The following is a 23,647-nucleotide window of genomic DNA, read 5'->3' on the forward strand; positions in this document are numbered from 1 at the left end:
TGCATGACATCGAGGATCGCTCGCGAGCCCTTGGCGCCCGTCGCACAGTATCCACCCGAATTGGTGACGCATTATCGGGAACGAGGCTACTGGACTGACGAGACGCTGGCCGGATTCATCACGGCCGCGGCCGCACGGCATCCCGACAACGAAGCGGTGGTAGGCAGCGATGCCACCGGGGGACAAACACGGCTGACGTATTGCGACCTCGATCGTCGCAGCTCGGCCGTGGCCGGAGGCCTGTCCGGCTTGGGTGTTCGCGCCGGTGACCGTGTGCTTCTGCAGCTACCGAACATCGTGGAATACGTCGAAGCGTTGTTCGGTGTGTTGAAGCTCGGCGCCCTGCCGGTATTCGGGTTGCCGGCGCATCGCCGAACCGAAATCGGATACTTCTGCCAGTTCGCTGATGTCGCTGCCTATATCGTCGCCGACCGTCATGGCGGGTTCGACTACCGCGCACTGGCGCGTGAGGTGAACGAAGGCCTCGAGACTCCGCCTGTTGTGATCGTGGCCGGCGACCCCGAAGAGTTTGTCGGTTTCGATTCGCTACGCGGATACGAGATTCCCGTTCTTGCCGACGTCGATCCGTTGTCGGTCGCCTTTCTTCAGCTTTCCGGTGGCACGACCGGTGTTCCGAAGCTGATTCCGCGAACGCACGCCGACTACCTCTACTCGGTGCGGGCATCCAACCCGATCTGCGGCGTCGACGATTCGACGCGCATGTTGGTGGTTCTCCCTGCTGCGCACAATTTTCCGATGAGTTCGCCGGGCATTCTCGGTGTCTTCCACGCGGGCGGCACCGTGGTTCTGGCGCCGGACACCATGCCGTCCACAGCTTTCGGTCTGATCGAATCAGAGCGAGTCACGCACGCGTCGCTGGTTCCCCCGATCGCATTGGCGTGGATGGCCGCCCCCAGCAAGGCAGATCACGACCTGTCGAGCTTGCGGGTTCTCGGCGTCGGCGGAGCGAAGTTCAGCGCCGAAGCTGCCGCACGCGTACCCACGGAGCTGGGCTGCACCCTTCAGCAGGTGTTCGGCATGGCTGAGGGTTTGGTTAACTACACCCGCCTCGACGACACGCAAGAATTGATCGTCAGCACGCAGGGCCGGCCCATTTCACCGGACGACGAGGTTCGTGTAGTCGATGACGATGGCGCGCTCGTCGAGCCTGGAACCACGGGGCACTTACTGACTCGGGGGCCGTACACGATCCGTGGCTATTACCGGGCGGATGCGCACAATGCCGAGGTCTTCGACGCCGAAGGTTTCTATCGCACCGGCGATCTGGTCAGCGTCACCGATACGGGACACCTGATTGTCGAGGGCCGCGCAAAGGACCAAATCAACCGCGGCGGCGAGAAGGTGGCCGCCGAGGAGATCGAGAACCACCTGCTCTCGCATCCTGCTGTCCACGATGCGGCCGTCGTCGCTGTTCCCGACGAGTACCTGGGCGAGCGAACCTGCGCCGTTCTGGTGATTTCCGGAGATGCACCGACCGTCGGCGAGATCAAGCGATACATACGAGGCCGAGGCGTTGCGGCGTACAAGGTTCCGGACCGAGTGGAGTTCGTGACCGAGTTCCCCGTCACCGGCGTCGGAAAGACCAGCAAGGCGGCCTTGCGCCGTGTTCTCAGCGAATCGATTGCCGCACAGACTCTGTCGAGTTGATCGGTTCCCACCCCCACATTTTCGAGGAGATTCATCATGGCGCTACCCACAGCAGTGCGATACGAGATGCCCACCGAGTTTCCGCAGAATCGGGTCGACTGGACTCTCGATCCTTCCCGAGCGGTGCTGCTTCTGCACGACATGCAGGAATATTTCGTGAACGCGTACGACCGAAGCGTCGACCCGCTCCAAACCGTGGTTCCGAACATCGACCGGCTTCGTTCGTCGGCGCGAGCTGCCGGAATCCCGATCGTCTACACCGCGCAACCCGGAGATCAGGATCCCGAGGAGCGTGCGTTGCTGTCGGATTTCTGGGGACCGGGTCTGAAGGCAGATCCCGCTCACACCGACGTGATCGCCGAGTTGGCTCCGCATCCGGACGACGTGATGCTCACAAAATGGCGCTACAGCGCCTTCATCAAGACGGATCTGCGTGAGCGGCTGCGCGAGAGCGGGCGTGACCAGCTGATCATCACCGGAATCTATGCCCACATCGGTTGCCTGACTACCGCTTTGGACGGGTTCATGCAAGACGTGCAGATCTTCTTCGTGGGCGACGCGGTGGCCGACTTCTCCCTGGGCGAGCATGTCGGCGCCCTCGAGTACGCGGCCGGGCGCTGCGCCTCGGTCACCCGAACCGATGACCTGGTCAAGGCGATGAGCGCGGAAACGGTTTCGGCGTAGGCGTGAACGGCGACGGGTGCGCCACCCGTCGCCGTATTGTCAGGTGTGTGAAGACTCTGTTGGTGGTTCACCACTCGCCCTCGCCGACAACCCACGAATTGTTGGATGCAGTCCTTGCCGGTGCTCGCGATCCGGAGATCGAGGGCGTCGAGGTGAAGGTGGTGCCGGCGTTGGCGGCGACGGTGCCCGACGTCCTCGCTGCTGACGGCTATCTTTTCGGTACCACCGCCAATTTCGGATACATGTCGGGTGCGCTCAAGTACTTCTTCGACACCACGTACTACCAATGTCTCGGTGCGGTGTCGGATCGGCCGTACGGCCTGTGGGTTCACGGCAACAACGACACTGCTGGTGCCGTGTCGTCGGTGCGCAAACTCGCGACAGGGCTCGGATTGGTCGCGGTGGCGGATCCACTCGAAGTGACTGTCAGCGTGGACAAATCTGTCCGCGATGGTTGTTATGAACTGGGCGGAACCGTCGCAGCAACGCTGATGGACTAGCCTTCCACTTTCTCGTTTCGGTTCACGAAAGAGATTGTCCCGCAAGTGGTTGTAGAAGCGCGTGTCCTCTGGTGAACGCGTCGGGAGCCGTCGGTTCTCGGGTCACCGGCGAGGCGGATTCCCCGATTCATTGACATTTAGTTTAGGCTACCCAAAACGACGTTAGGTCACCCTTGGGTGACGTGTGTCCACAGACGAGGGGATCAGTGTGAGCGTTCTTCCAGGTTCGAACTCCGGAGCGGCAAACGAAGCTACGTTTGCTCTCACAGGAGCTCAACTCGGGATTTGGAACGCACAGAGGCTTGATCCCGAATCTCGGAGCTATCTCGTCGGCGAGGTGCTCGAAATCTCAGGCGACGAACCGATCGACACCGAACTTCTGACGGCCGCCATCAGGGCGACGATCGGCGAAGCCGAAACCATGCGGCTGCGGATGATCGAGACGGCGGACGGCCCGCGTCAGTACATCTCCGACGAGCCGGTTGGCGTCATCCCGATCACCGACGTCCGTGACGAGCGCGATCCCGTAGCCGTGGCGCACGCACTGGTCGACGCCGAGCGCAGCCGAGCGTCCGAGTACTGCCGCTTGATGGTGGAGCGCCCTCTGTACACGTACTCGCTGATCAGGCTGTCCGATCGCGAGATCTGGTGCATCCAGCTCTATCACCACCTGATCGTCGACGGATACAGCGCAGCCATGATTTCGCGTCGTGTCGCCGCGCACTACACGGCGGCGAAGAAGGGAACCGACGTCGCACCAACGCGATTCGGTTCGATGAGTGCGTTGGTCGCCGAGGACGAGGCGTACCGGGCGGGCAACCAGTTCGTCGAAGATCGTGACTACTGGCGTGATGTCCTGACGCCTTTGCCCGCGTTGGACGGGCGGGGCCAGCAGGTCACCGGTCCAGCGGAACGAACGATCCAGGTTCGCGAGGTCATCAGTGCCGATGCCCTCGGCCGCCTCAAAGAGGTGGCAGACGCGACGGGAACAACGTGGGCCGAGGCGCTGATCGCCTGCTACGGCGCGTTTCTCCACCGGTTGCTCGGTGAGACGGATGTTGTCATCGCGATGCCACTCATGGCGCGCGTGGGGCGCACGGCACTCAAGACCCCGGCGATGGCAGTCAACGTTCTGCCTCTCCGGTTGACGATTCGCAGCCACGATCGACTCGGTGACCTGAGCAAGCAGGTGGCCGCCACGATGAAAAGCCTGCGCGCACACCAGCGCTACCGCGGTGAGAATCTTGCTCGGGACCTGGGCGTCGCCGGCACGGGCGCACTGCTTCACGGGATCGGAATCAATCTCAAGGCTTTCGACTTCGCCCTCGATTTCGCCGGCGCTGTGGGTGTACTACGTAACGTCGCCGGAGGTCCGCCCGAGGACCTGGGTTTGACGGTCACCCCCATCGCGGACGGCGAAGTTCTCCTCGGGTTCGAGGTGGACGCGCGCACCAACACTCGGGATTCGGTTCAGCGTCGCCTCGCTGGTTTCGTGAGCATCGTCAACGCGATGGTGGGGGAGGGAGATCCTGCCGTCGGACAGGTGCAGATGATGCCGGCACCCGAAGCTGCGCGGATCCTTGCCGGCCGTGAAATTGAACCTGTGCCTGGCTCCGTCGCCCTCGTCCCGGACGTCTTCGACCGCATCGTCGCCGATCATGCGGATGACACGGTCCTGGTGTGCGGTGAGGAACGTCTGACAGGCGCAGAACTCGGTGGCCGCGTCCACAAACTCGCCCGGTTGCTTCGGGCTCGCAATGTCGGCCCGGACGACATTGTCGGACTTGCACTTCCGCGTACCTCCGAGATGGTGGTGGCTCTGCTCGCGACACTGAACGCGGGCGCAGCGTACGTGGCCCTGGATCCGCAGCACCCGGCCGAGCGGTTGCGGGATCTGATCGACGACGCGCAACCGAAAGTGGTGCTCACCACTTCCGCGCTGGCCGAGCAACTCGTCGGAGATTCTCGACCCGACCCGCTCGTACTCGATTCCGCCGCAGTGCGCGAAGAACTCCGTGCCCATTCCGAGCTTCCACTCGAACTCGGTGAACTGGCGACGGCGCGGCATGTCGATCACCTGGCGTACGTCATCTACACCTCGGGATCGACAGGCAAGCCCAAGGGAGTGCTGGTCAGAAGCGGTGGATTGGCGCACCTGCTTCACCACCACCGCGCCACCATCTACCGGGACACCGCCGAGCGCGTCGGAAACCGCCAACTGCACACCGCGCATACGGCGTCGTTCGCCTTCGACGCGTCTCTCGATCAACTGCTGTGGCTGCTGTGTGGTCATCGGGTGCACGTATACGACGAAGAACTGCAGAAGGACGCCGTTGCCCTGGTCGCGGCGTTCGAGCGAGATTGCGTCGACGTGGTCGACACGACGCCGTCGATGGCGGCAGCGATGGTGGACAACGGATTGCTGCGTACGCAGCGGTTGCAGCTCCTCGTCGTGGGCGGCGAGGCGGCACCGCCCGCACTGTGGGACGCAATCATCGAATCCGGTGTTCCCGCTCGAAACCTGTACGGCCCCACCGAAACGACGGTCGACGCGATCGCGACCACGGTCGAAGGTGCCGGACCGCGTATCGGGTACCCGCTCGCGGGAACCCGCGCGTACCTGCTCGACAGCGCGCTCGAACCGGTCGCCGACGGCGAACGAGGTGAGCTCTATCTGGCCGGACCGCAATTGGCCAGGGGATACCTCGGTCGCGCCGGAGCGACCTCCGAGCGTTTTGTCGCAGATCCCTTCGGGGCTCCGGGAGATCTGATGTACCGCGCCGGGGACGTCGCGCGCTGGGTACCCGGGCGGGGATACGACTTCATCGGTCGTAGCGACAAGCAGGTGAAGATCCGCGGACATCGCGTCGAGTTGAGCGAGGTCGAGGCTGTTCTCGGATCGGTGCCCGGAATCGGCGCGGCCGCCGCGCTGATCCGTACGGATGGAGGACGGCCCAGCCTGGTCGGCTACGTTGTAGCCGCCGCCGGTACGACGCTTCCGCCGCAGGAAGAATTGCGCCGAGACCTCGCCGGTCGCGTACCGGATCATCTGGTTCCCGCCGCAATCGTCGTTCTGGACGAACTACCCGTCACGGTGAACGGAAAGCTCGATCGTGCGGCACTACCAGCCCCGGCCACCGAATCGGAAGGTCGCGCTGCATCCACACCACACGAGGAAATCCTCTGTGACGTGGTGGCCGAGGTGCTAGGCCGCGAGCGCGTCGGTGTGGACGAGGATTTCTTCGGCCTCGGTGGTGACAGCATCACGGCAATCAGTGTCAGCAGTCGCCTGCGGGTGCGCGGACTGGTCGTCGCTCCGAAAGAGCTACTGGCACAGCGAGATCTGGGAACCATCGCCGCTGCGGCGCGTGAGATTGCCGATGACGCCGACGCCGTAGCCTCGGTTGCGGACGTGGCGACCGGCACCGTGATCGCTCCGCCGATCGTTCGGGCACTGATCGACAAGAATCCGACAGACGAGGCAATCGCGGGCTACACGCAGTGGACCGCAGTGCGCATCGACGACGGCCTCTCGCTTGGCGACCTGCAGTCCGGCGTGCAGACGATCCTCGATCACCATGACGCTCTACGTCTGCTCCTGCGCCGTGACAATGACAGCGGCACTACCGAATTGATCGTCCGAGACGTCGGCGCGGTGCGCAGCGAGGGGCTCGTTCACGAGGTGTCCGACACCTCCGAGCCGTCCCGGATCAGAGAGCTCGCGGAGGCGTCGGCGGCGAGTCTCGACCCACGCGCCGGTGAACTCCTGCGAGTCGTACTGGTCAATACCGAGGCCGGTCGACCCGGCCAATTGATCGTCGTGGCTCACCATTTGATCGTCGACGGTGTGTCCTGGCGAATTCTGCTTCCAGACCTCCACGAAGCTACCGATGCAGCGCGCGAGCGTAGGTCGGCCCGGCTGGGTGCTGGCGGAAGTTCGTGGCGCCGATACGCGGGGTTGCTCGCAGAATTCGGGACCTCGGGCAGCATGGCATCGGAGCTCGAGTACTGGAAGTCCGCGTCGGTACAGGCGGACGACGAGCCGATCGGCAGTCGTCGTCTCGACCCGAAAGTCGACCTCACCGCAACCGCCTCTCGCACGACAACTGTTGCACCCCCGGCTGTCACCGACGCGCTGTTGACCACGCTTCCGGCGGCGTATCGAGCCAAGGCCGACGAAGTGCTTCTCGCGGGTTTGATGCTTGCCTTGCGCTCATGGCAGCACGGCCGCGGCCTCATCGGCCTGCCCGCGCAGACAGTCACCGTCGAAGGCCATGGCCGCGACGCGCTCACCAGCGACACCGACTTCGCCGGAACCATCGGGTGGTTCACCAGTGAGTTCCCCGTCCGGGTTCCCACCGATGCACTGCTCACCGCAGACGATCTTGCCGACGCACTGAGCGGCGGAGCAGCTGCCGGGCATCTGCTTCGTGCGGTGAAGGAAGCAAAACGCGCCGTACCCGGAGGTGGAGTCGGCTACGGAGTTCTGCGGCATCTGGATCGCGACACCGCACCTGACCTTTCCGCGTGCGCTACACCTGAACTGTTGCTCAACTATCTCGGCCGCTTCCCGTCCCTACCCGGAACCGGATGGCGATTGCCGGAGCAGGATCCATTCGCGGTCATCGAACCGGCGAGCAAGGCAATGTCGGAAGTGCTGGCGCTCAACGCATTTGTCCGAGAGGACGACTCGACGACGCTGGCAGTCGAATGGACTGCGGCGGGTTCAGTGCTCGACGCCGCGACGATCGTCGAGCTGCAAGAGCATTGGGAACGTGCGCTCGCTGCACTGACCGCGCATGCCGCGCTCTTCGAGGGTGGTTTGACGCCTTCCGATTGCTCGGCGACGATCTTCGGCCAGGGCGCGGTGGTCGATCAAGCCGGGATCAACGAACTCGAAGCCGTCCACGGACCGCTTGCCGATGTACTTCCGCTGTCGCCGCTACAAGAAGGCCTCCTGTTCCATGCGGTCCGTGACGGCGAAGCAGACGTCTACACACTTACTGCACGCTTCGACCTCTCCGGCCCGTTGGACGAGGTGAAGTTGGCCGACGCGTTCGAGACCGTGATCGACAGGCACCCGAACCTACGCGCAGCTTTCCACTACGAGCAGTTCGAACGGCCCGTTCAGATCATTCCGCGCGGCGCAAAAGTCGAGTGGCGTTCGGTCGACCTGACCTCCGTTCCAGCTGACACTGCATTCCGCTCTGCAGATCAGCTCGAGGACGAGGCCGCCGATTACGTCTTCGATGTCAGTACACCGCCTCTGCTGCGTGCGCTGCTGATTCGGCTGCCCGGCGGGGTGCACCGTTTGGTCCTCAATGCGCATCACCTGCTCACCGACGGGTGGTCGACTCCGATCGTCCTGCGCGAGCTGATGAACGTCTACCACGACGGCGATGCGCACCTTCCTGCGCCGACGCCGTATCGCGACTACCTGGCATGGATCGCCGGCCGTGATCAGGACTCTGCCCGCGCAGTGTGGAGTGAGCGTCTGCGTGGGCTCACCGCGCCGACTCTCGTTGCCGACGCAGGGGCGCCGCGAAGTGTGCCCGTCGCGCTCGAGGTTCCTCTCGCGACATCGGACGCCGAAGCGCTGATCGAACTCGGTCGTGCGCGAGCGCTGACGGTCAACACCCTGGTTCAGGGTGCGTGGGCAGCGGCGCTCGCCGAAGCGACGGGACAGTGGGACGTCGTGTTCGGGGCCACGGTGTCCGGCCGACCTGCCGAACTCTCCGGGGTGGAGGGAATGGTCGGGTTGTTCAGCAACACGATTCCGGCCCGCCTCGACATCGTCGCGGATCAGCCCTTGCTGGATCAGTTCGTCGGTCTGCAGAACGCGCAGTTCGACATCGTGGACGTCGAGCACACCAGTTTGGCCGAGATCGAACGCATCGCCGGGATCGGTCAACTGTTCGACACGCTCCTGGTGTTCGAGAACTTCCCGAACTCCGGTGCGGGACAGCCTGCATCGCACACACTTCGAGTCGAGGGATTCACCAACCGCGGAGTCACGCACTATCCGATGACGTTGATGGCGCCGCCGAGCACCGGTCTGGATCTGGTCCTGTACCACGATCCGGCAGTTGTCTCCGAAGCCACGGCGCAGCGAATGGTCACACGGCTCGCGGAGATCCTGCGTGGGTTGCTGACCGAGCCGACAGCTCCCGCATCCGCGGTGCTCACGGTTGTCCGACAGGCAGCGTCCGTTGCCGATGCGGTGTCTGTCACGAAAAATGTGGCTGTCACGAAAAAGGTGGCCGCGTCCGATCCTGCGATCGATGTCGATCCCGCGGTCGTCGATGCAGTGTGCGCCTGTGTCGCAACGGTGTTGGAGATTCCCGACGTCGATCCGGGTGACAATTTCTTCACTCTCGGCGGTCACTCGCTCACAGCGATGCGGTTGGTGGGAAGTCTGCGGAAGCTGGGAATACGCGTCGTCGTCTCCGATGTCTTCGACACCCCGACCCCCCTCGGTCTTGCCGTGGCCGCACGCGTCGATCAGAAGAAGTTCTCGCCGGATTCGGTTGCTGTCGTCGATCGACCCGCCGTGACCGTGGCGACGTTCCGCGCCCCGGCAGTGGCGGGAAATCCTGATCACGAGCGGTATTGGGTTCGCACGCTCGCGGGCTTGCCCCTCGAAACGGACCTTCCCTACGATCGCCCGCGCGGCGAAGAGTACCGCCCGCACACCTACGTTCGTCAGCTACGCGATGCTCGGTTCGGTGACGGATCAGGATTCGACGCGGTGCTGTTGGCCGCAGTGGCGGCGACGCTGAACGGCTTCGGTGGCGGTCGGGACCTTGCGGTCGGACTGTTCTCGGAAGGGACTGACAGCCTGATTCGGGTCGATCTGTCCGGTCGGCCGAGAATTGCCGATGTCGTTCGACGAGTCGAAAACGCTGTCTCTGAGGCACTTGCGCATTCTGATGTCAGCCTGGACCGAATCGCCGATCTACTCGGGCGTCCCACCAGCAGTCTGTTCGCTGCCCGTGTCGGTCACTCGCCCGGAAATAGCGTCGACCTCGAATTCGTCCGAACCGCAACAGAACTTCGATTGACGGTTGATGCCGGGCTGTTCGACGGCGCGACTGCGGACGCATTGCTCGACGGTGTGATCGCGGTCCTCGGTCACGAAAACAGCACTGTCGTCGCGGATCTGCGATTGTCGGAAAGCAAGTGGGATCGCGATCCGGGCCGACGCGCGACGCCGCCGTCGGGGATCTCGCAGTTGTTCGCTCGACACGTCAGCCGTCACCCCGACGACGTCGCGGTGATCTCCGGCGAGGTCGGAATTACCTATGGGGAACTGTCGGCGCGCGTCGACGAGCTGGCCCGCGAACTTCTCGCGGCCGGCGCCGGACCCGAGAAGGTAGTCGCCGTCGCGCTCGATCGAGATGCGGATCTGGTGGCCGGACTGCTCGCGGTACTGCGTATTGGTGCGGCGTACCTGCCACTCGACGTCGACTACCCGAGTGAGCGGCTCGAGTTCATGATCGAGGACGCGGCCCCGGTGTGTGTCCTGACCAGTATCGACAGCGCCGGGCAACTTCCGTCGACGGTCGCCACGAGTGTCTTCGTGGACGGTGAGTTCACCAACTCGGGCGTTGTGCTTCCTTCACCGCCCGCGGCGGGTGATCACCTCGCCTACATGATCCACACCTCCGGTTCGACGGGTCGCCCCAAGGGCGTGATGGTCTCGACGGGCAACCTCGCGGCCTTCGCGGACACGGTACTCGAGGATTGCTGGATCAGGCCGGGCGATCGCATCGTCGCGGTGACAACGGTGTCGTTCGACATCGCCGCACTCGAGTTGCTGTGCCCGCTCGCAGCGGGCGCGACTGTCGTGATCGCAGACCGCAGGACGGTTCGCGATCCGGATGCGTTGTCGGCGTTGATCATCGCAAGCGATGCGACAGTGATGCAGGCAACGCCGGCGCTGTGGCGAGTGGTCACCGAACACGAGAACGCAGTCGGGCTCGCCATGGTGCGAGCCCTGGTGGGAGGGGAAGCCCTCCCGCAGGATCTGGCTGACGATCTGGTGGCCAACGCTGCTTCGGTCCGGAATGTCTACGGACCCACCGAGGCCACGGTGTGGGCGACATCTTCGGTCATCACGACCGGCGACCGAGTCACGATCGGTCAGCCCTGGACCGACGTGCACGTGCGAATCCTCGACGACGACCTGCGTGAGGTTCCGGAAGGCGTTGCGGGCGAGCTGTATCTGGGCGGCGCGCAGGTGGTCCGCGGATACCTGAATCGCCCCGATCTGACCGTAGCTCGGTTCGTTGCCGATCCTTCTCTGCCGGGGGCACGCCTCTACCGCACCGGTGATCTGGTCCGACGCAGGCGAGGGGTTTTGCACTTCCTTCGTCGTGCGGACGATCAGGTGAAGGTTCGCGGTTTCCGCATCGAGCTCGGCGAGGTCGAAGGCGCGCTCGGATCGGTGGCCGGTGTGTTCCGCGCGGCAGCCACCGTCCGTGTCGATGCGGCGGGTACCGGAAGTCTGCACGGATATGTGGTTCCCGAAGGTGGAACCACGCTCGATTCGGTACTGGTGCGCAAGGAGATTGCGCGGCTGCTCCCCGAGCACATGGTGCCGCAGAGCATCACGGTGCTCGAAGCACTCCCGCTCACCCTCAACGGCAAGGTGGACCGAAAGGCATTGCCCGACACCGCGCCGGATCGTGTGCCGAGCCCACTCGTAGCCGTCGATGTGGATCGTCGGGCACGGCTCGAGTCGCTAAGCCCGGGATGGCAGGACGTGCTACCACTCGGTCCATTGCAGGAAGGCATGTACTTCCAGTCGGTTCTCGACGGCGCCGGCGGTACGGATGTCTATCACATGCAGCCGCGATTCGAGTTCTCCGCCGATGCTGCCGTCGACGTTCGCGCACTCCGAGCAGCGGGGGATGCGCTCTTGCGGCGCTATCCGAACCTGCGGGCCGGCTTCACACACGCCGGTTTCGACGCTCCGGTGCAGTTCGTGCCCAGGGCAGCCGAAATGCCTTTCCGCGAGATCGATCTGAGCGCAGTTGCGACCGAGGACATCGATCGCGAGGTTCGCGCCGTCGACGAGGCCGAATTCGGCACGCTCTTCGACTTGAGTGCACCACCACTCATTCGAATGGTGCTGGTCTGGTTACCGGGTGGGGGAGCGCATCTCGTCTTCACTCAGCACCACCTGCTGACCGACGGTTGGTCGCAGACCTTGATGTACGCGGAGTTGTTTGCGCTCTACGAGTTTGCTCGCACTCACGGCACGGACCCGGTTGGACTCGACGGCGCGCTCGACAAGCCTGCGGACTTCCGTGATCACCTGCGATGGATCGCCGAAGCGGATCGCACGGACGCCCTCTCGTCCTGGAAGGACTACCTCGCGGATCTCGAGCAACCCACACTCGTGGGTGGTACGGGATCAGGCGGACGCGCTCCGTTGCCGGTGTTCACCCGCGTTCAGCTCGAACAGAGCATCACCGAGCACGTTCGCGAGCTGGCCAGACGTAGCGGAGTGACGCTGTCCACCGTCGTCTCTGCGGTGTGGGGCCTGGCATTGCGCGCCGTGACGGGGCGTGACGACGTGGTCTTCGGATCGACGGTTTCGGGACGTTCACCCGAGGTCGAGGGCGCCGACCGCATGGTGGGCTTGGCGCTCAACACCATTCCCGTGCGTGTCCGGGTCCGGCCAGGCGAGGAGATCTCGGCGTTGCTCGGACGCCTGTTCCGTGAACAGGGTTCGCTGCTGGGGCATCACCATCTCGGGCTCGGCGACGTGCAGCGAAGCGCTGGGTTCGCAACACTGTTCGACACGCTCTACGTCTTCCGCAACACGCCTCGTGACGAACAGGCACGTCGAGACACGTTCGGGCGCAGTGGAATCGTCGGGTTCGACGCAGTGGACGGCACCCACTATGCGCTCACGCTCGACGTGGATCCGGGGGTCGGGGATGCGCCGATGGCGCTCACTCTCGAAAATCGTCCCGACCTGATTCCCCACGACGTGGCTCGGGACGTTCTTTCACGCACCATCACGATCCTCGAAGTGATGGCGAATTCCGATACCGCCACGGTGGCGGACACGGCGGTTCCGCTTTCGCGCACCCCCGCGGAATTCGCTTCGGAGCACATTGTGATGCCGCGGCCGGACCAGGCCGGCGGTAGCGTGGACGCCTTGCTCCGCGAAAGGGCAGCGGCAACTCCGGACGAGACGGCGCTGGTCTTCGGAGACGTCACACTGAGCGCAGCCGAGATGAACACTCGAGTGGACAGGCTGGCACGGATACTCGCTTCGGCGCTGGGGCAGTCGGTGCCAGGCGCGGGATCGACCCGTGTTGTGGCGCTCGCACTTCCGCGTACCGCCGATCACGTCGTAGCGATCTTCGCGGTCATGAGAACCGGAGCGGCATACCTTCCCTTGGATCTGGCTCACCCGCCGGCACGCCTGCGCGAACTGATCCTCGACAGCGATGCGGCGCTGGTGATCACCACGACTCAGACGCGTGACCTTGTTGTTCCGGACGGACAGGTATGTCTGGTCCTCGACGACCCGGACGTAACCGGGGTACTCGACGGGCAGTCCCCGGCACCTGTAGTCGACGAGGCCGCGGTGTGCGGGCCGACCTCACCGGACCAGCCTGCCTACGTCATCTACACCTCGGGCAGTACCGGAAAACCCAAGGGCGTCGTGGTGGGTCACCGCGGGTTGACGACGATGTATCACAATCACAAGGCCGAGATCTTCACTCCGACCGAAAACAGTGTGGGTGGCCGACGTTTGCGCATCGCGCACACAGTCTCGTTCTCGTTCGACATGTCGTGGGAGGAACTGTTCTGGTTGCTCGCGGGGCATGAAGTTCACGTGATCGACGAGCAGGCGCGACTGGACCCCGCGTCTCTGGTGAAGCATTACCGCGAAGTCGGTATCGACGTCGTGAATGTAACCCCCTCGTATGCACGGGAACTGATGGCCGCCGGTCTCCTCGACGGGGAGCGGACGCCTGTGTTGGTGATGCTCGGAGGAGAAGCTGTACCTGCCGAACTGTGGTCGCGATTGCGCGATCAGGACGGTGTCGACGGGTACGACCTTTACGGGCCGACGGAGTTCACGATCAACGCGATGGGATCCCCGGTTCAGGGGAGCGAGACACCGTGCTTGGGTCGTCCGATTCTGAACGCGTCCGCGCGGGTACTCGATTCGGGGCTGCGGGAGGTTCCGATCGGAGCGGCGGGCGAGCTGTACATGTCCGGTGACGGCACGGCGATGGGTTACCTTCACCGGACCGCGCTGACATCTTCCGTATTCGTCGCTGATCCCTACTCGGTCGGTCACCGCATGTACCGCACGGGTGACGTCGTTCTGCGTCGCCGCGACGGCGAACTCGAATATCTGGGTCGCGCAGACCATCAGGTCAAGATCCGAGGCATTCGGATCGAATTGGGTGAAGTGGAATCCGCGCTGGCGTCGTTGCCGGGAGTGTTGAGAGCGGCAGCGTCAGTCCGTAGCGAAGGCGGTGGGCCGCCGCGACTGGTCGGGTACGTCATCGAAGAACCCGGCGCTGATTCAACCGATCTGCGAGCTGCGTTGCGGGAACGCGTACCGGCACACCTGGTTCCGTCGGACATCGTCGTCGTGGATTCGATTCCGCTGACGCCCAACGGAAAACTGGACCGCGGTGCGTTGCCGGCACCCCCCGCCCGAGCAGCGGCCCGAGCACCGCGAACCGAGATGGAAAGGCAACTGTGCCAGGTCTTTGCGCGGGTACTCGGCGTCGAGGCCGTCGATCCCGACGAGAGCTTCTTCGATCTCGGCGGCGACTCGCTTCGAGCCATGCGACTGGTGGGGGAGATGGAGCATGACCTGTCGGTGAGCGTCGGTGTGGGAACGCTGATGGCCCGTCCGACAGTTGCAGAACTTGCAGCACACCTTGGCGAGTCGGCGTCCGAAATCGATTTAAGTCGCGATCGCCTCCTGACACTGCGAGCCGAAGGCAGCGGAGAACCACTGTTCTGCGTGCATCCGGCCGGTGGATTCGCTTGGCCCTTTGCGCCTTTGACCGGTGTTCTCGAGGCTGACCGTCCACTGTTCGGCCTGCAGCTGCCCACAGTTGCCGGTGAGCCACTCGAACCGACGAACGTGGACCAACTGGCAGCGATGTACGTCGAGTCGATTCGGGGCGTTCAGCCGAGTGGGCCGTACCACCTGCTCGGCTACTCGTTCGGTGGCAACGTCGTTGCCGCGATGGCGGCTCAGCTGGTCGATATCGGCGAGACGGTGGAGTTCGCCGGTCTGATCGATACTCATCCACTGGGAGATCGTGACGATCGCGGTCGCGACGACGCCGACGACCGAGATCTGGCCGCCGCCCTGCCACCCGAGATCCTCACTCAGGCACCGGGACTGGTCGAGGCTGTTCGGGCGGGATTTGATGCCACTCGTTTGCTCGTGGCCCGCTCGACTGACACAACCTACGACGGACCGGTTACTCTGATCACCGCCGACGCCGAGGCGTCCGGACAGCTGCTGGCCGATCGCTGGCGCAGAGTCCGCGGGGACCGGGACATGGCAGTACACCATCTGCCGTACGACCACGCCGGATTGGTGACCCCAGCCGGGTGGGCGGCCATTGCCCCGCTGCTCGACAGCCATTTGTCGAAACGCACGGCCACATAGTTTGAAAACCACACAGTTGAAACACAATGGGAGCTCAATGATGAAGTCCACACCGCCCCTCGCGATACGGAGTTGGCGACGATTCGTCGCCATCGCAGGGTTGCTGATCGTCGCACTCGTGGCGATGATCGGTTGCAGTAGCGATTCGAACGACGAACCGACCAAGGCCGCAGAGCCCACGACCCGCGTGATCGAAACCGAAAAGGGCTCGGTCACCGTGCCCGCGTCGGCGGAGCGCATCGTGGTTCTGAGCGGCGGTCTCGCCGGATACCTGTACGCCCTGGACGCACCGGTGGTTGCCACCGATACCCGCGTCCTCGGTGTCACGAACCTCGACGGTGGATTCCCGCCGGCATGGTCGGATGCCGCAAAGGCGCAGGGCACCAAGGAATTGCCGGCCGGCGAGCAGCTCAACATCGAAGCCGTCGCGGCGGCTGAACCCGACCTGATCATCGGCGGTGGACAGGGCATCACCTCGGTTCAGGCCGAGGAACTCTACGACCAGCTGACCGCTATCGCACCCACCGTGTTGGTCCCCAAGACGGTTGCCAACTGGGACAAGCAGCTCGAGATCGTCGCCGATGCCGCAGGTCGTTCGGACAAGGTTCCGGCACTGATCAGCGCGTACGACGACAAGGTCAAAGAGGTCAAGGGCAAGATCAAGGTTCCCGAGGGCAACGTCGTCTACATTCTCTCGCTCGCCAACAACAAGCCGTACCTCGTGCCGCCGACGGCAGCGCTCCCCGCAATGCTCGCCGAGCTCGGTTTCAAGGCCGACGACGTCATGGCCAAGGCCGGCAACCCGCAGCTCTTCGGCTCGGGTGACTCGTTCGAGGTCAGCCCGGAACTGCTCTCGCAGGTCGCCGATGCTCCTGTCGCCTTTGTGATTCCGGTGTCCGGTCGCCCGATGGCCGAACTTGCCACCGATCCGCTCTACTCGCAGCTGCCGTCCTTCAAGGCAGGCACGACGTTCGAGCTCCCCGCCACCAGCTACCGTCCTGACTACGACGGCGCAATGGCTACGCTCGACCTGATCGGCCAGACCTTCGCATGACTCGATTCGGTGGGCTGGTGATCGATGTTTCACCGTTGCGGACCAGCCGTCCATTCAGGTACGCGTTTTCCGCGCGATTGATCTCGCTGCTCGGGATCGGACTGCTCGTCGTAGCCGTTCCCGCGCAGACGTACCAGCTCACCGGGTCGACCTTGCAGGTTGCCGGAGTGTCCACGGCGATGGCCATCGCCATGTTCTTCGGCAGCCTGTTCGGCGGTGTGCTCGCTGATCGTTACGACCGGCGACGCACCATCCAGTTGGCCCGCAGTGCTGCGGGTCTCGGCTTTGTCATTCTCGGGTGCAATGCGCTCTTGCCACACCCGTCGATGTGGGTCATCTACGTCGCGGCAGCTGTCGACGGCTTGGCCGGCGGTGTCAGCAGCTCGGCCTTGATGGCTTTGATGCCGACGTTGTTGCCGCGCAACAAGATGGCTGCGGCCGGCGCTTTGGTAGCGCTGACCACCGACATCGGGACGATGATCTCGCCGGCAATCGCCGGCGTGATCATCGCCTCCGGCGGCATCCCCGCGACATACTTTGTTGCTGCGGTGGCCACCGCAGCAACTGTCACGTTGTTCCAAGCCATCGGCCCTTCCCCTGCACCGGGCACGAATCACGAAAGCCCGATGCGCGCACTGGTGACCGGCGTGAAATTCGCCGGCACGCACACAGTCATTCGCGGCATCCTGATCAGCGGTCTGTTGGTCATGTTCGTCAGCGGGCCGATGGTGTTGCTGCCTGCCTTCGTCGACCAGGTTCTCGGCGGCGGACCCACCATGCTCGGTCTGCTCTACGGCGCCCCCGCTGTCGGCGCTGTGATCGGTTCACTCACCAGCGGGTGGACGGGACGAGTCCACCGCAACGGCGCCGCGATGTTGATCTCTGTTGCGCTGATGCCTCTCGGCCTGGTGGTACTGGGTGCGTCGGGAGCAGCGATTGTCGTGTTCCTGGGCCTGGCCGGATTCGGCCTCGGCCGCGCACTCAACGACATTCTGAGATTTGCAGTCCTTCAACAGAACACGCCGGACGAATTGCGCGGACGCGTGTCCAGTCTCTGGATGGTGCAAGCCGTCACGGGTACGGCGATCGGTTCGATGGCAGCCGGGTTCCTCGGGCAGTGGCTCGAGCCTGGCGCTGCGCTGCTGGCCTTGGGGCTCGCAGGTGTGACACTGGGCCTGGTGCTCCTGACAGCATTGGGTTCGGTGCGCCGGGTAACTTCGGAGATCAACGAAGTCGATCACTCCGAAAACACTGTGCCGGTGGGGAATGCTCCGCCGGAAAAGGAAGGTAGTTCATGAACCGAGGAGACCACCTCGCGACCATCGCCGAAGTTCTGGCGGGAACCACCGGCGCAAAAGTGCCGTACCCCATCGGCATTCGCGAACTCGAAGTTGTTCGCAGCGAAATGGTCGGAACCGGACTGTTGCGTCTGACCTTGGGTGGACCGGAGTTGGCGGGCTTCGAATCGCACGCTCCCGACGAGCATGTCCGCCTGGTCTACCCGGATGCAGACGGAACTTTGCGTCTACCCGAACGCGACGGATTCAGCCTGAAGTGGCCTCGTCCATTGCCGATCTCGCGTGAGTACACCGTCCGTCGATACGACGCCGAGGCGGGGGAGCTGGACCTCGACTTCGCGCTCCACGAAGGTGGATACGCCTCTGATTGGGCTCAGGCGGCCACCGTCGGCACTCGGGTGCACGTGGCAGGTCCGCCCGGCGGCGTCGTAGTTCCATGGACGTACGACCGCTATCTGCTGGCCGGTGACATCACCGCCCTTCCTGCCATTGCTCGTTGGCTCGAGATGATGCCCGTTGCTGCCGCCGGGTGGGTGTTCGTCGAGATCACCGACCCTTCACAGGAAATCGAACTCACTGTTCCGGAAGGAGTCGAGGTGCGATGGTTGCACCGCGGTGACGTCCCAGCCGGTCACTCGGATCTGCTCGAGCAGGCAGTCCGGACGGTCACCGTGCCCGAAGGTGAGCGCGTCTACGCCTGGATCTCCGGTGAGGCCACCAGTCTCAAGCCGATTCGCAGATTCGTACGCGACGAACTCGGCCTGAGTTCGGGCGACCACCTGATCACGGGCTACTGGAAGCGCGGAGTCGCAGACTTCGACGAGGACGACGACGACCACTGAACATCGGTTGACGCCGGTTTCGGCATCGTCACCGCGACAACGAGTCCGACAATCGCAACGATTGCCGCTACTCCGAAAGCCGTGGCGAATGCCGAGTGCTGGGGAAGGCCGCCGGATGAAGTCGCGCTCGCGATGATCCCGGCGGCAATTTGGGTTCCCACAGCAGAACCCAGCGATCTGGCGATCGTGACTATTGCCGTCGTGACACCTACGCGGTCTGCCGGTGCGCTGTCGGCGGAGATGACGAACACTGCCGTCGACGCGGCGGCAACGCCGGTACCCGCAAGGATCAGCACCACAACGATCTGCCACATCGTGGTTGCAAAGACCCCGACGGCGCCGCTGAGGCCGAGAAAGGCAACTCCCGCTACCGCAATGGCTTTCGTGCCGACCCGTTGTGCGAGCTTTCCGGAGATCACCGACGCGATCACCGCTGCGCCGTAGCCGACGCACAGCAGGAAGCCGATGGCGCTGGTCGACGCACCGCGGCCGAATCCGCTCTCTGCCGGCACGGCGAGTTGCTGCGGAAGTAGATAGACAACAGCGCCGTAGGTGAACCCGAAAACCACGCCGACGACCACGGCGCTCCACATCGAACGATGCCGCATCATCGTCAGGTCGACCATCGGCTCGGTTGTCCGGCTCTGATACCTGGCCCAGATCGTGAACACGGCAGCGGAAGCGAGAAGCAGCAGCATCGACGTCGGTGCGCCCCACCCGTTGCTCGATGCGCTCGCCAGCCACGCCGTCAGCGTCAACAACCCCAGCGCCAATCCGCCCGCTCCCGGCCAATCGAGGCGGCCGCCGACGTTCGACATGTGATCTCGTGGTGCGCTCACGGCAAAAGCAATTGCCCCGAGCAAAACGAACGCGGTCGGAACTGCATACATCGCGCTGCGTGAGACGTTTTCCGCGACGGGCCCGGCCAATACGACTCCCAGAGCGCCGCCGGCCACGACGACAGCCCCGAGCAAACCCGTGGCCGTCTTGAGTCGGTCCGAGGACAAAGTGCGTCGTAGGACCACGAAGCTCACGGGAAGCAACCCGAGCCCGAATCCCTGGAGAAACTGGCCGAGGACGAACAGCGGGAAGATCGTTGCAAGAGCGGACACGCTGCCGCCCAGGACGACGATTGTCGTGATCGCGAGCAAGGTGGGGCGGGCGCCGTACACGTCGGCTATTCGCCCGGCCATCGGTGTGACGAGAACAGTGCTCAACGTCAGAGCGACGGATGCGAGCGCTCCGACGTCGGCCGTCACTCCGAAGTCTCTCTGTATCAGGGGGAGTGCGGGGACGATGATGCTTTCGAGCGCGGCGACGGCAGCGATCAGCAGGGTCAGGCTTGCGATAGTTGCTACCGGTCGCGGCTGATTTCCGGAGATGCTCTCTGTGGTCATCGTGCTCTCTTTCGATCGGGGAGTGAGGGGCTTCTGGACACGACGAAGCGCCGCCCCAGCAAGAGTCCGGAAGGGTTGTGGCACTGGGTATATAGGTCAGTGCGGTAGAGCGTCTTGTTATTTCGTTACGCGTACCGTTATTGTGGAGAAATGTAATCGGATTCAGCGCACAAAGCAAGAGCCGGATGGGGCGGAATTGGCGCGAAGTATCGCGAGACCACAACCGGCAGACTTTCGCTGTTGTGGTCGGTCAGGGTCAGGTGATGTGACGATGAGGCGTATTTCTCGTCGAACATGACGCTGGTCACCAAAAGGGCTCTGCCAGCAGGGAGTTCATCTGCCGGACACATCCAAGGTCCCCGTTTGAATGCCGGGTTTGTTAGCTTTCTGCCTGTGACGCGACGTCACGGAAAGTTCACGAATCACGGAGGATCATCATGGGTTCTATTTCAACGATCATCGGCATCTTCGAGCTCTACAAGCTGCTCGAGCCGCTGCTGAGTTCGCTGAGCTGATTCAGGTGTGATTTCGCTGTCGAGCCGGGGCGCCGAGGGACTCGGCTCGGCAGCGGATCTCGAGGATCCGGCGCGATCAGGACCCGTGGAACGGATGTCGGCACCGGCAGAATTCCATCGCTCCGGTGTAGTGGTCCATCACCAGGATTTCTGCACACCGAGCGGGCTGCGGTGCGAACCTGAGGCAGCGCTCGATCCAGCCGCGCTCGAGCGAAGGGGCCGGGTGCGCGCAGTTCCCGCATCGGCCGGGACGTTCGGCGACACGTACGGAACCGTGGTGCTCCGGGGGCATGCCAAACATCTTGGTGGTGCGATGATTCCAGGGCAATGGTTCGGCTCGAGCGGAAGCTATGTCACGAAAGCGCCGGCGGCGATATGCGAGGACCGAACGCGTTGAGGCGGCGCTACCTGGCTACCTGGATACCTGATAATCCGATTGCCCAGACTGAGTTTTTTTGGTGCAAGCTGCGGCTACTGCGCTGACGCCCAGAAATTCTCGCACTATCTGGGCAACGATCATGTGGTGGTAACCGCGAACAGAATCCGATCCGGCTCGCGTTGCATACGGGTGATCGCGACGCGGCCCCCGATCCAAGCACCAAGTGCACCAATCGCAACAGCGACAGGGATGGCGAAATAGTTCACCGGGTTCGGTAGCAGCGCCCCGAGTAGAACGCCGGGCGCCGTTGTCGCGGCGAAGATGACGATGGCGAGGATGATCAGTCCGAAGGACGAGCCGTTGAAGGACCCGCGGGTGTTGAAGGAGAACGTCTTCTTCATCTCCGGAACCGGGTAGGGCGCTTTGGCGGATATCGCCACTACCAATCCTGCACCGACTCCCATCATCGAAATGCCGACGGCGATCGGCACGGCCAGTCGGTCGGTCCCGAGGTCCCCGAAGATCCGTACAGCAGCTGTTGCGACGACCACGAAGGGTGTCATCACGATTGCCCACGCGATTTGTCGGCCCCGGACGTCAGCGGCAGCGGCTTCGGGGATCATCACCAGATGCCAGATCGATGCGCCGTCGAATCCGTACAGATTCGATCCGGCTGCCATTGCCAGGTAGATCAGGAACCAGGCACCCCATGCGGCGGAGAAGGGGATCGATGACGAGATCAGCGGTCCGAAGCCGGAGACCAAGGTCATGATGGCAACGGAGAGCAGTTGTGTTCGTCGGCGCATGTCTCCGTGCCAGAGCGAAAGCTCGCGAGAGATGACGGTGCCCAGTCGGGATGCGCGCCAACCGGTTCGAATGTCGCGGCCCTGGTTCTTCAATTGCACGGAAGTGGCGCCCGCTGATTCTGCGACCTTCCCGTTGAAGTAGCGAACGACCAGGCGTTGCCATGACCACAGCAGTGCGAGATCGACCAGCACCAGGGCGAGGACTGCTCCGGCGGCGAGGAGCCAGGCGTCTCCTGCTGCTGCGTCGACACTGGTGATTCCCCACGCGAACGGGATCGAATGCGCGACCGTGAGCGGCCACGTGACGTCGCCGTCCACGACCGTGCCGAGGCGACTCTGCAGCGGAAATTGCAGCAGATACAGCCCGCCGAAGAACGTGCCGAATGCCAACAGTCCCAGTTCGCGGCTGCGACGACTCCGCAGGAGCTGCGACATCGCCAGCATCGCGACCCGTGAGGTGCCGACAATGAGCAGGACCGTTGCGGGCCAAGCGATAATGGCCAATGGCAGTGCGGCAGGGTGGTGTGTAGCGGCATAAATTGGAATCGCTGCTGCAGCCAACGCGGTAATCGGCACGGTCATACCGAACAGTGACGTCGAGAACAGTGCTCTGGCGAGTCGGACGGGTTTCAGGGGGAGTAGTTGGAACTGTCTGGGGTGAAGATTGTCATCTGACAGACCAGACATGATCGGCATCAGGATCCACATCACGCCGATAGCCGACAGTGCGAGACTGGTTGTGCCACTGACGAGTTCGGGAGAAACACCGTTTGTTCCCGAAGCTCGTAGGCACAGTAGAGCTGCCCCCAGAACCCCGAACAACGCTGCAATGACCTTGATTACAGCTCTTCCGCCGGTGAACTGACGTTTGTAGAGGGTCATGCGCATTCGAAGGACCGTGCGCCACACAGAGTCCGACGTGTTCCAGTGTGTCGGTGAAAAGCTGGTGGTGGTCATGCGCGCATCCATGACAGTCCGTCGGGATTGGGACTGCGGCTACCGACAAGGCGGACGAATGCCTCGTCGAGAGTGTTGCCTGCGCGCACCTCGTCGACCGTTCCTGAAGCCACGACGCGACCGTCTGCGATGACTCCGATGTGAGTACACAGTTGTTCGACAAGGGCCATCACGTGACTGGAAAGAATGACCGATCCACCTGAGTGGACGAACGAGAGCAGAATGCTTCGAATTCCGGCCGAAGAAATGGGGTCGACAGCTTCGAACGGCTCATCCAGGACCAGGAGGCGAGGGCCGTGCAACAAGGCGGAGGCCAACCCGATTTTCTTCGTCATACCCGCTGAATAGTCGGCGATGACCGTTCCGCCTGCATCGGCGAGATCGAGCGCGGCCAACAGTTCGTCGCGTCGTGACGCGATGACGTCCTCTGGCATGCCGCGCAGGCGTCCGAAATAGGTGAGTAGTTCATGGCCGGTGAACTGGGCGGGTAGCGCCAGACCGTCGGGTAGAACGCCGAGCAGACTCTTCGCTGCGACAGGGTCGTTCCACACGTCGTAGCCGTACACCAGGCTGCGACCGTAGTGCGGGCGAAGCAATCCGACAGCCATCGACAGTGTGGTCGTTTTTCCCGCACCGTTAGGGCCCACCAGGCCGAACAACGAACCTGAGGGCACCGCGAGGGAAAGGTCGTTCACAGCAACTTTCGCGCCGAACGCCATGCAGAGGTGTTCCACCTGTAAGGCCATCGGTCCGGGAGGCAACTGGCCAGTCTCGGGGAGAGGGTGCATCGATCGAGGGTAACTGTCCGGAGCCCTGTGCGCGGAGACAGAGCGGAGCGATGCAGGCTGCGTGCACCGAATGTCATTGGTAGGTGGTT

The 23,647-nt window shown here is 63.5% G+C and carries 11 protein-coding genes; 8 read left to right on the forward strand and 3 right to left on the reverse strand.

Annotated elements, in window-relative coordinates:
• Positions 1–3 precede the first annotated feature (3 nt).
• The 7 genes from RA302_RS12835 to RA302_RS12865 all read left to right on the forward strand — a co-directional run bounded on the left by RA302_RS12835 (position 4) and on the right by RA302_RS12865 (position 18,716).
• Positions 4–1,668 (forward strand): (2,3-dihydroxybenzoyl)adenylate synthase, encoded by a 1,665-nt coding sequence (locus tag RA302_RS12835; RefSeq protein WP_243617197.1) that lies wholly within the window; start codon positions 4–6, stop codon positions 1,666–1,668.
• Positions 1,669–1,704: 36 nt separating this feature from the next.
• Positions 1,705–2,352, forward strand: coding sequence for an isochorismatase family protein (locus RA302_RS12840; protein WP_019748152.1), 648 nt, complete (start codon positions 1,705–1,707; stop codon positions 2,350–2,352).
• Between the two features lie 47 nt (positions 2,353–2,399).
• Positions 2,400–2,852 (forward strand): flavodoxin family protein, encoded by a 453-nt coding sequence (locus RA302_RS12845; protein ID WP_019748153.1) that lies wholly within the window; start codon positions 2,400–2,402, stop codon positions 2,850–2,852.
• A gap of 208 nt (positions 2,853–3,060) precedes the next feature.
• Positions 3,061–15,522 carry an amino acid adenylation domain-containing protein gene (locus RA302_RS12850; RefSeq protein ID WP_338480994.1) on the forward strand — a complete coding sequence of 4,154 codons (12,462 nt, stop codon included), beginning with the start codon at positions 3,061–3,063 and terminating at the stop codon, positions 15,520–15,522.
• Positions 15,523–15,562: 40 nt separating this feature from the next.
• The gene (locus tag RA302_RS12855) at positions 15,563–16,576 is read left to right on the forward strand and encodes an ABC transporter substrate-binding protein (RefSeq protein WP_029538034.1); all 1,014 of its coding nucleotides are present in this window, start codon (positions 15,563–15,565) and stop codon (positions 16,574–16,576) included.
• Positions 16,573–17,874: an enterobactin transporter EntS gene (entS, locus tag RA302_RS12860; protein ID WP_243617199.1), complete on the forward strand. Its 1,302-nt coding sequence runs from the start codon at positions 16,573–16,575 to the stop codon at positions 17,872–17,874. Before RA302_RS12855 ends, entS begins: the two co-directional genes overlap by 4 nt.
• Entirely contained in the window at positions 17,871–18,716 is an 846-nt protein-coding gene (locus RA302_RS12865) for a siderophore-interacting protein (protein WP_243617200.1), read from the forward strand. The genes entS and RA302_RS12865 overlap by 4 nt, the downstream gene beginning before the upstream one ends.
• Here RA302_RS12865 and RA302_RS12870 read toward each other — a convergent pair.
• On the reverse strand, positions 18,665–20,113 hold the full coding sequence (locus RA302_RS12870) for an MFS transporter (protein ID WP_151532210.1): 1,449 nt from the start codon (positions 20,111–20,113) through the stop codon (positions 18,665–18,667). The two genes, RA302_RS12865 and RA302_RS12870, sit on opposite strands and share 52 nt — an antisense overlap.
• 522 nt (positions 20,114–20,635) lie before the next feature.
• Here RA302_RS12870 and RA302_RS12875 point away from each other — a divergent pair.
• Positions 20,636–21,025, forward strand: coding sequence for a hypothetical protein (locus RA302_RS12875; RefSeq protein WP_029255220.1), 390 nt, complete (start codon positions 20,636–20,638; stop codon positions 21,023–21,025).
• A gap of 119 nt (positions 21,026–21,144) precedes the next feature.
• On the opposite strand, the gene RA302_RS12880 is transcribed toward RA302_RS12875, so the two are convergent.
• Both RA302_RS12880 and RA302_RS12885 read right to left on the reverse strand, forming a co-directional pair.
• The gene (locus tag RA302_RS12880) at positions 21,145–22,770 is read right to left on the reverse strand and encodes an ABC transporter permease (RefSeq protein WP_243617201.1); all 1,626 of its coding nucleotides are present in this window, start codon (positions 22,768–22,770) and stop codon (positions 21,145–21,147) included.
• Positions 22,767–23,558: an ABC transporter ATP-binding protein gene (locus tag RA302_RS12885; protein WP_019748159.1), complete on the reverse strand. Its 792-nt coding sequence runs from the start codon at positions 23,556–23,558 to the stop codon at positions 22,767–22,769. Before RA302_RS12885 ends, RA302_RS12880 begins: the two co-directional genes overlap by 4 nt.
• Positions 23,559–23,647: the final 89 nt, after the last annotated feature.

The sequence above is a fragment of the Rhodococcus sp. DN22 genome (assembly GCF_036669995.1).
GTDB lineage: Bacteria > Actinomycetota > Actinomycetes > Mycobacteriales > Mycobacteriaceae > Rhodococcus_F > Rhodococcus_F erythropolis.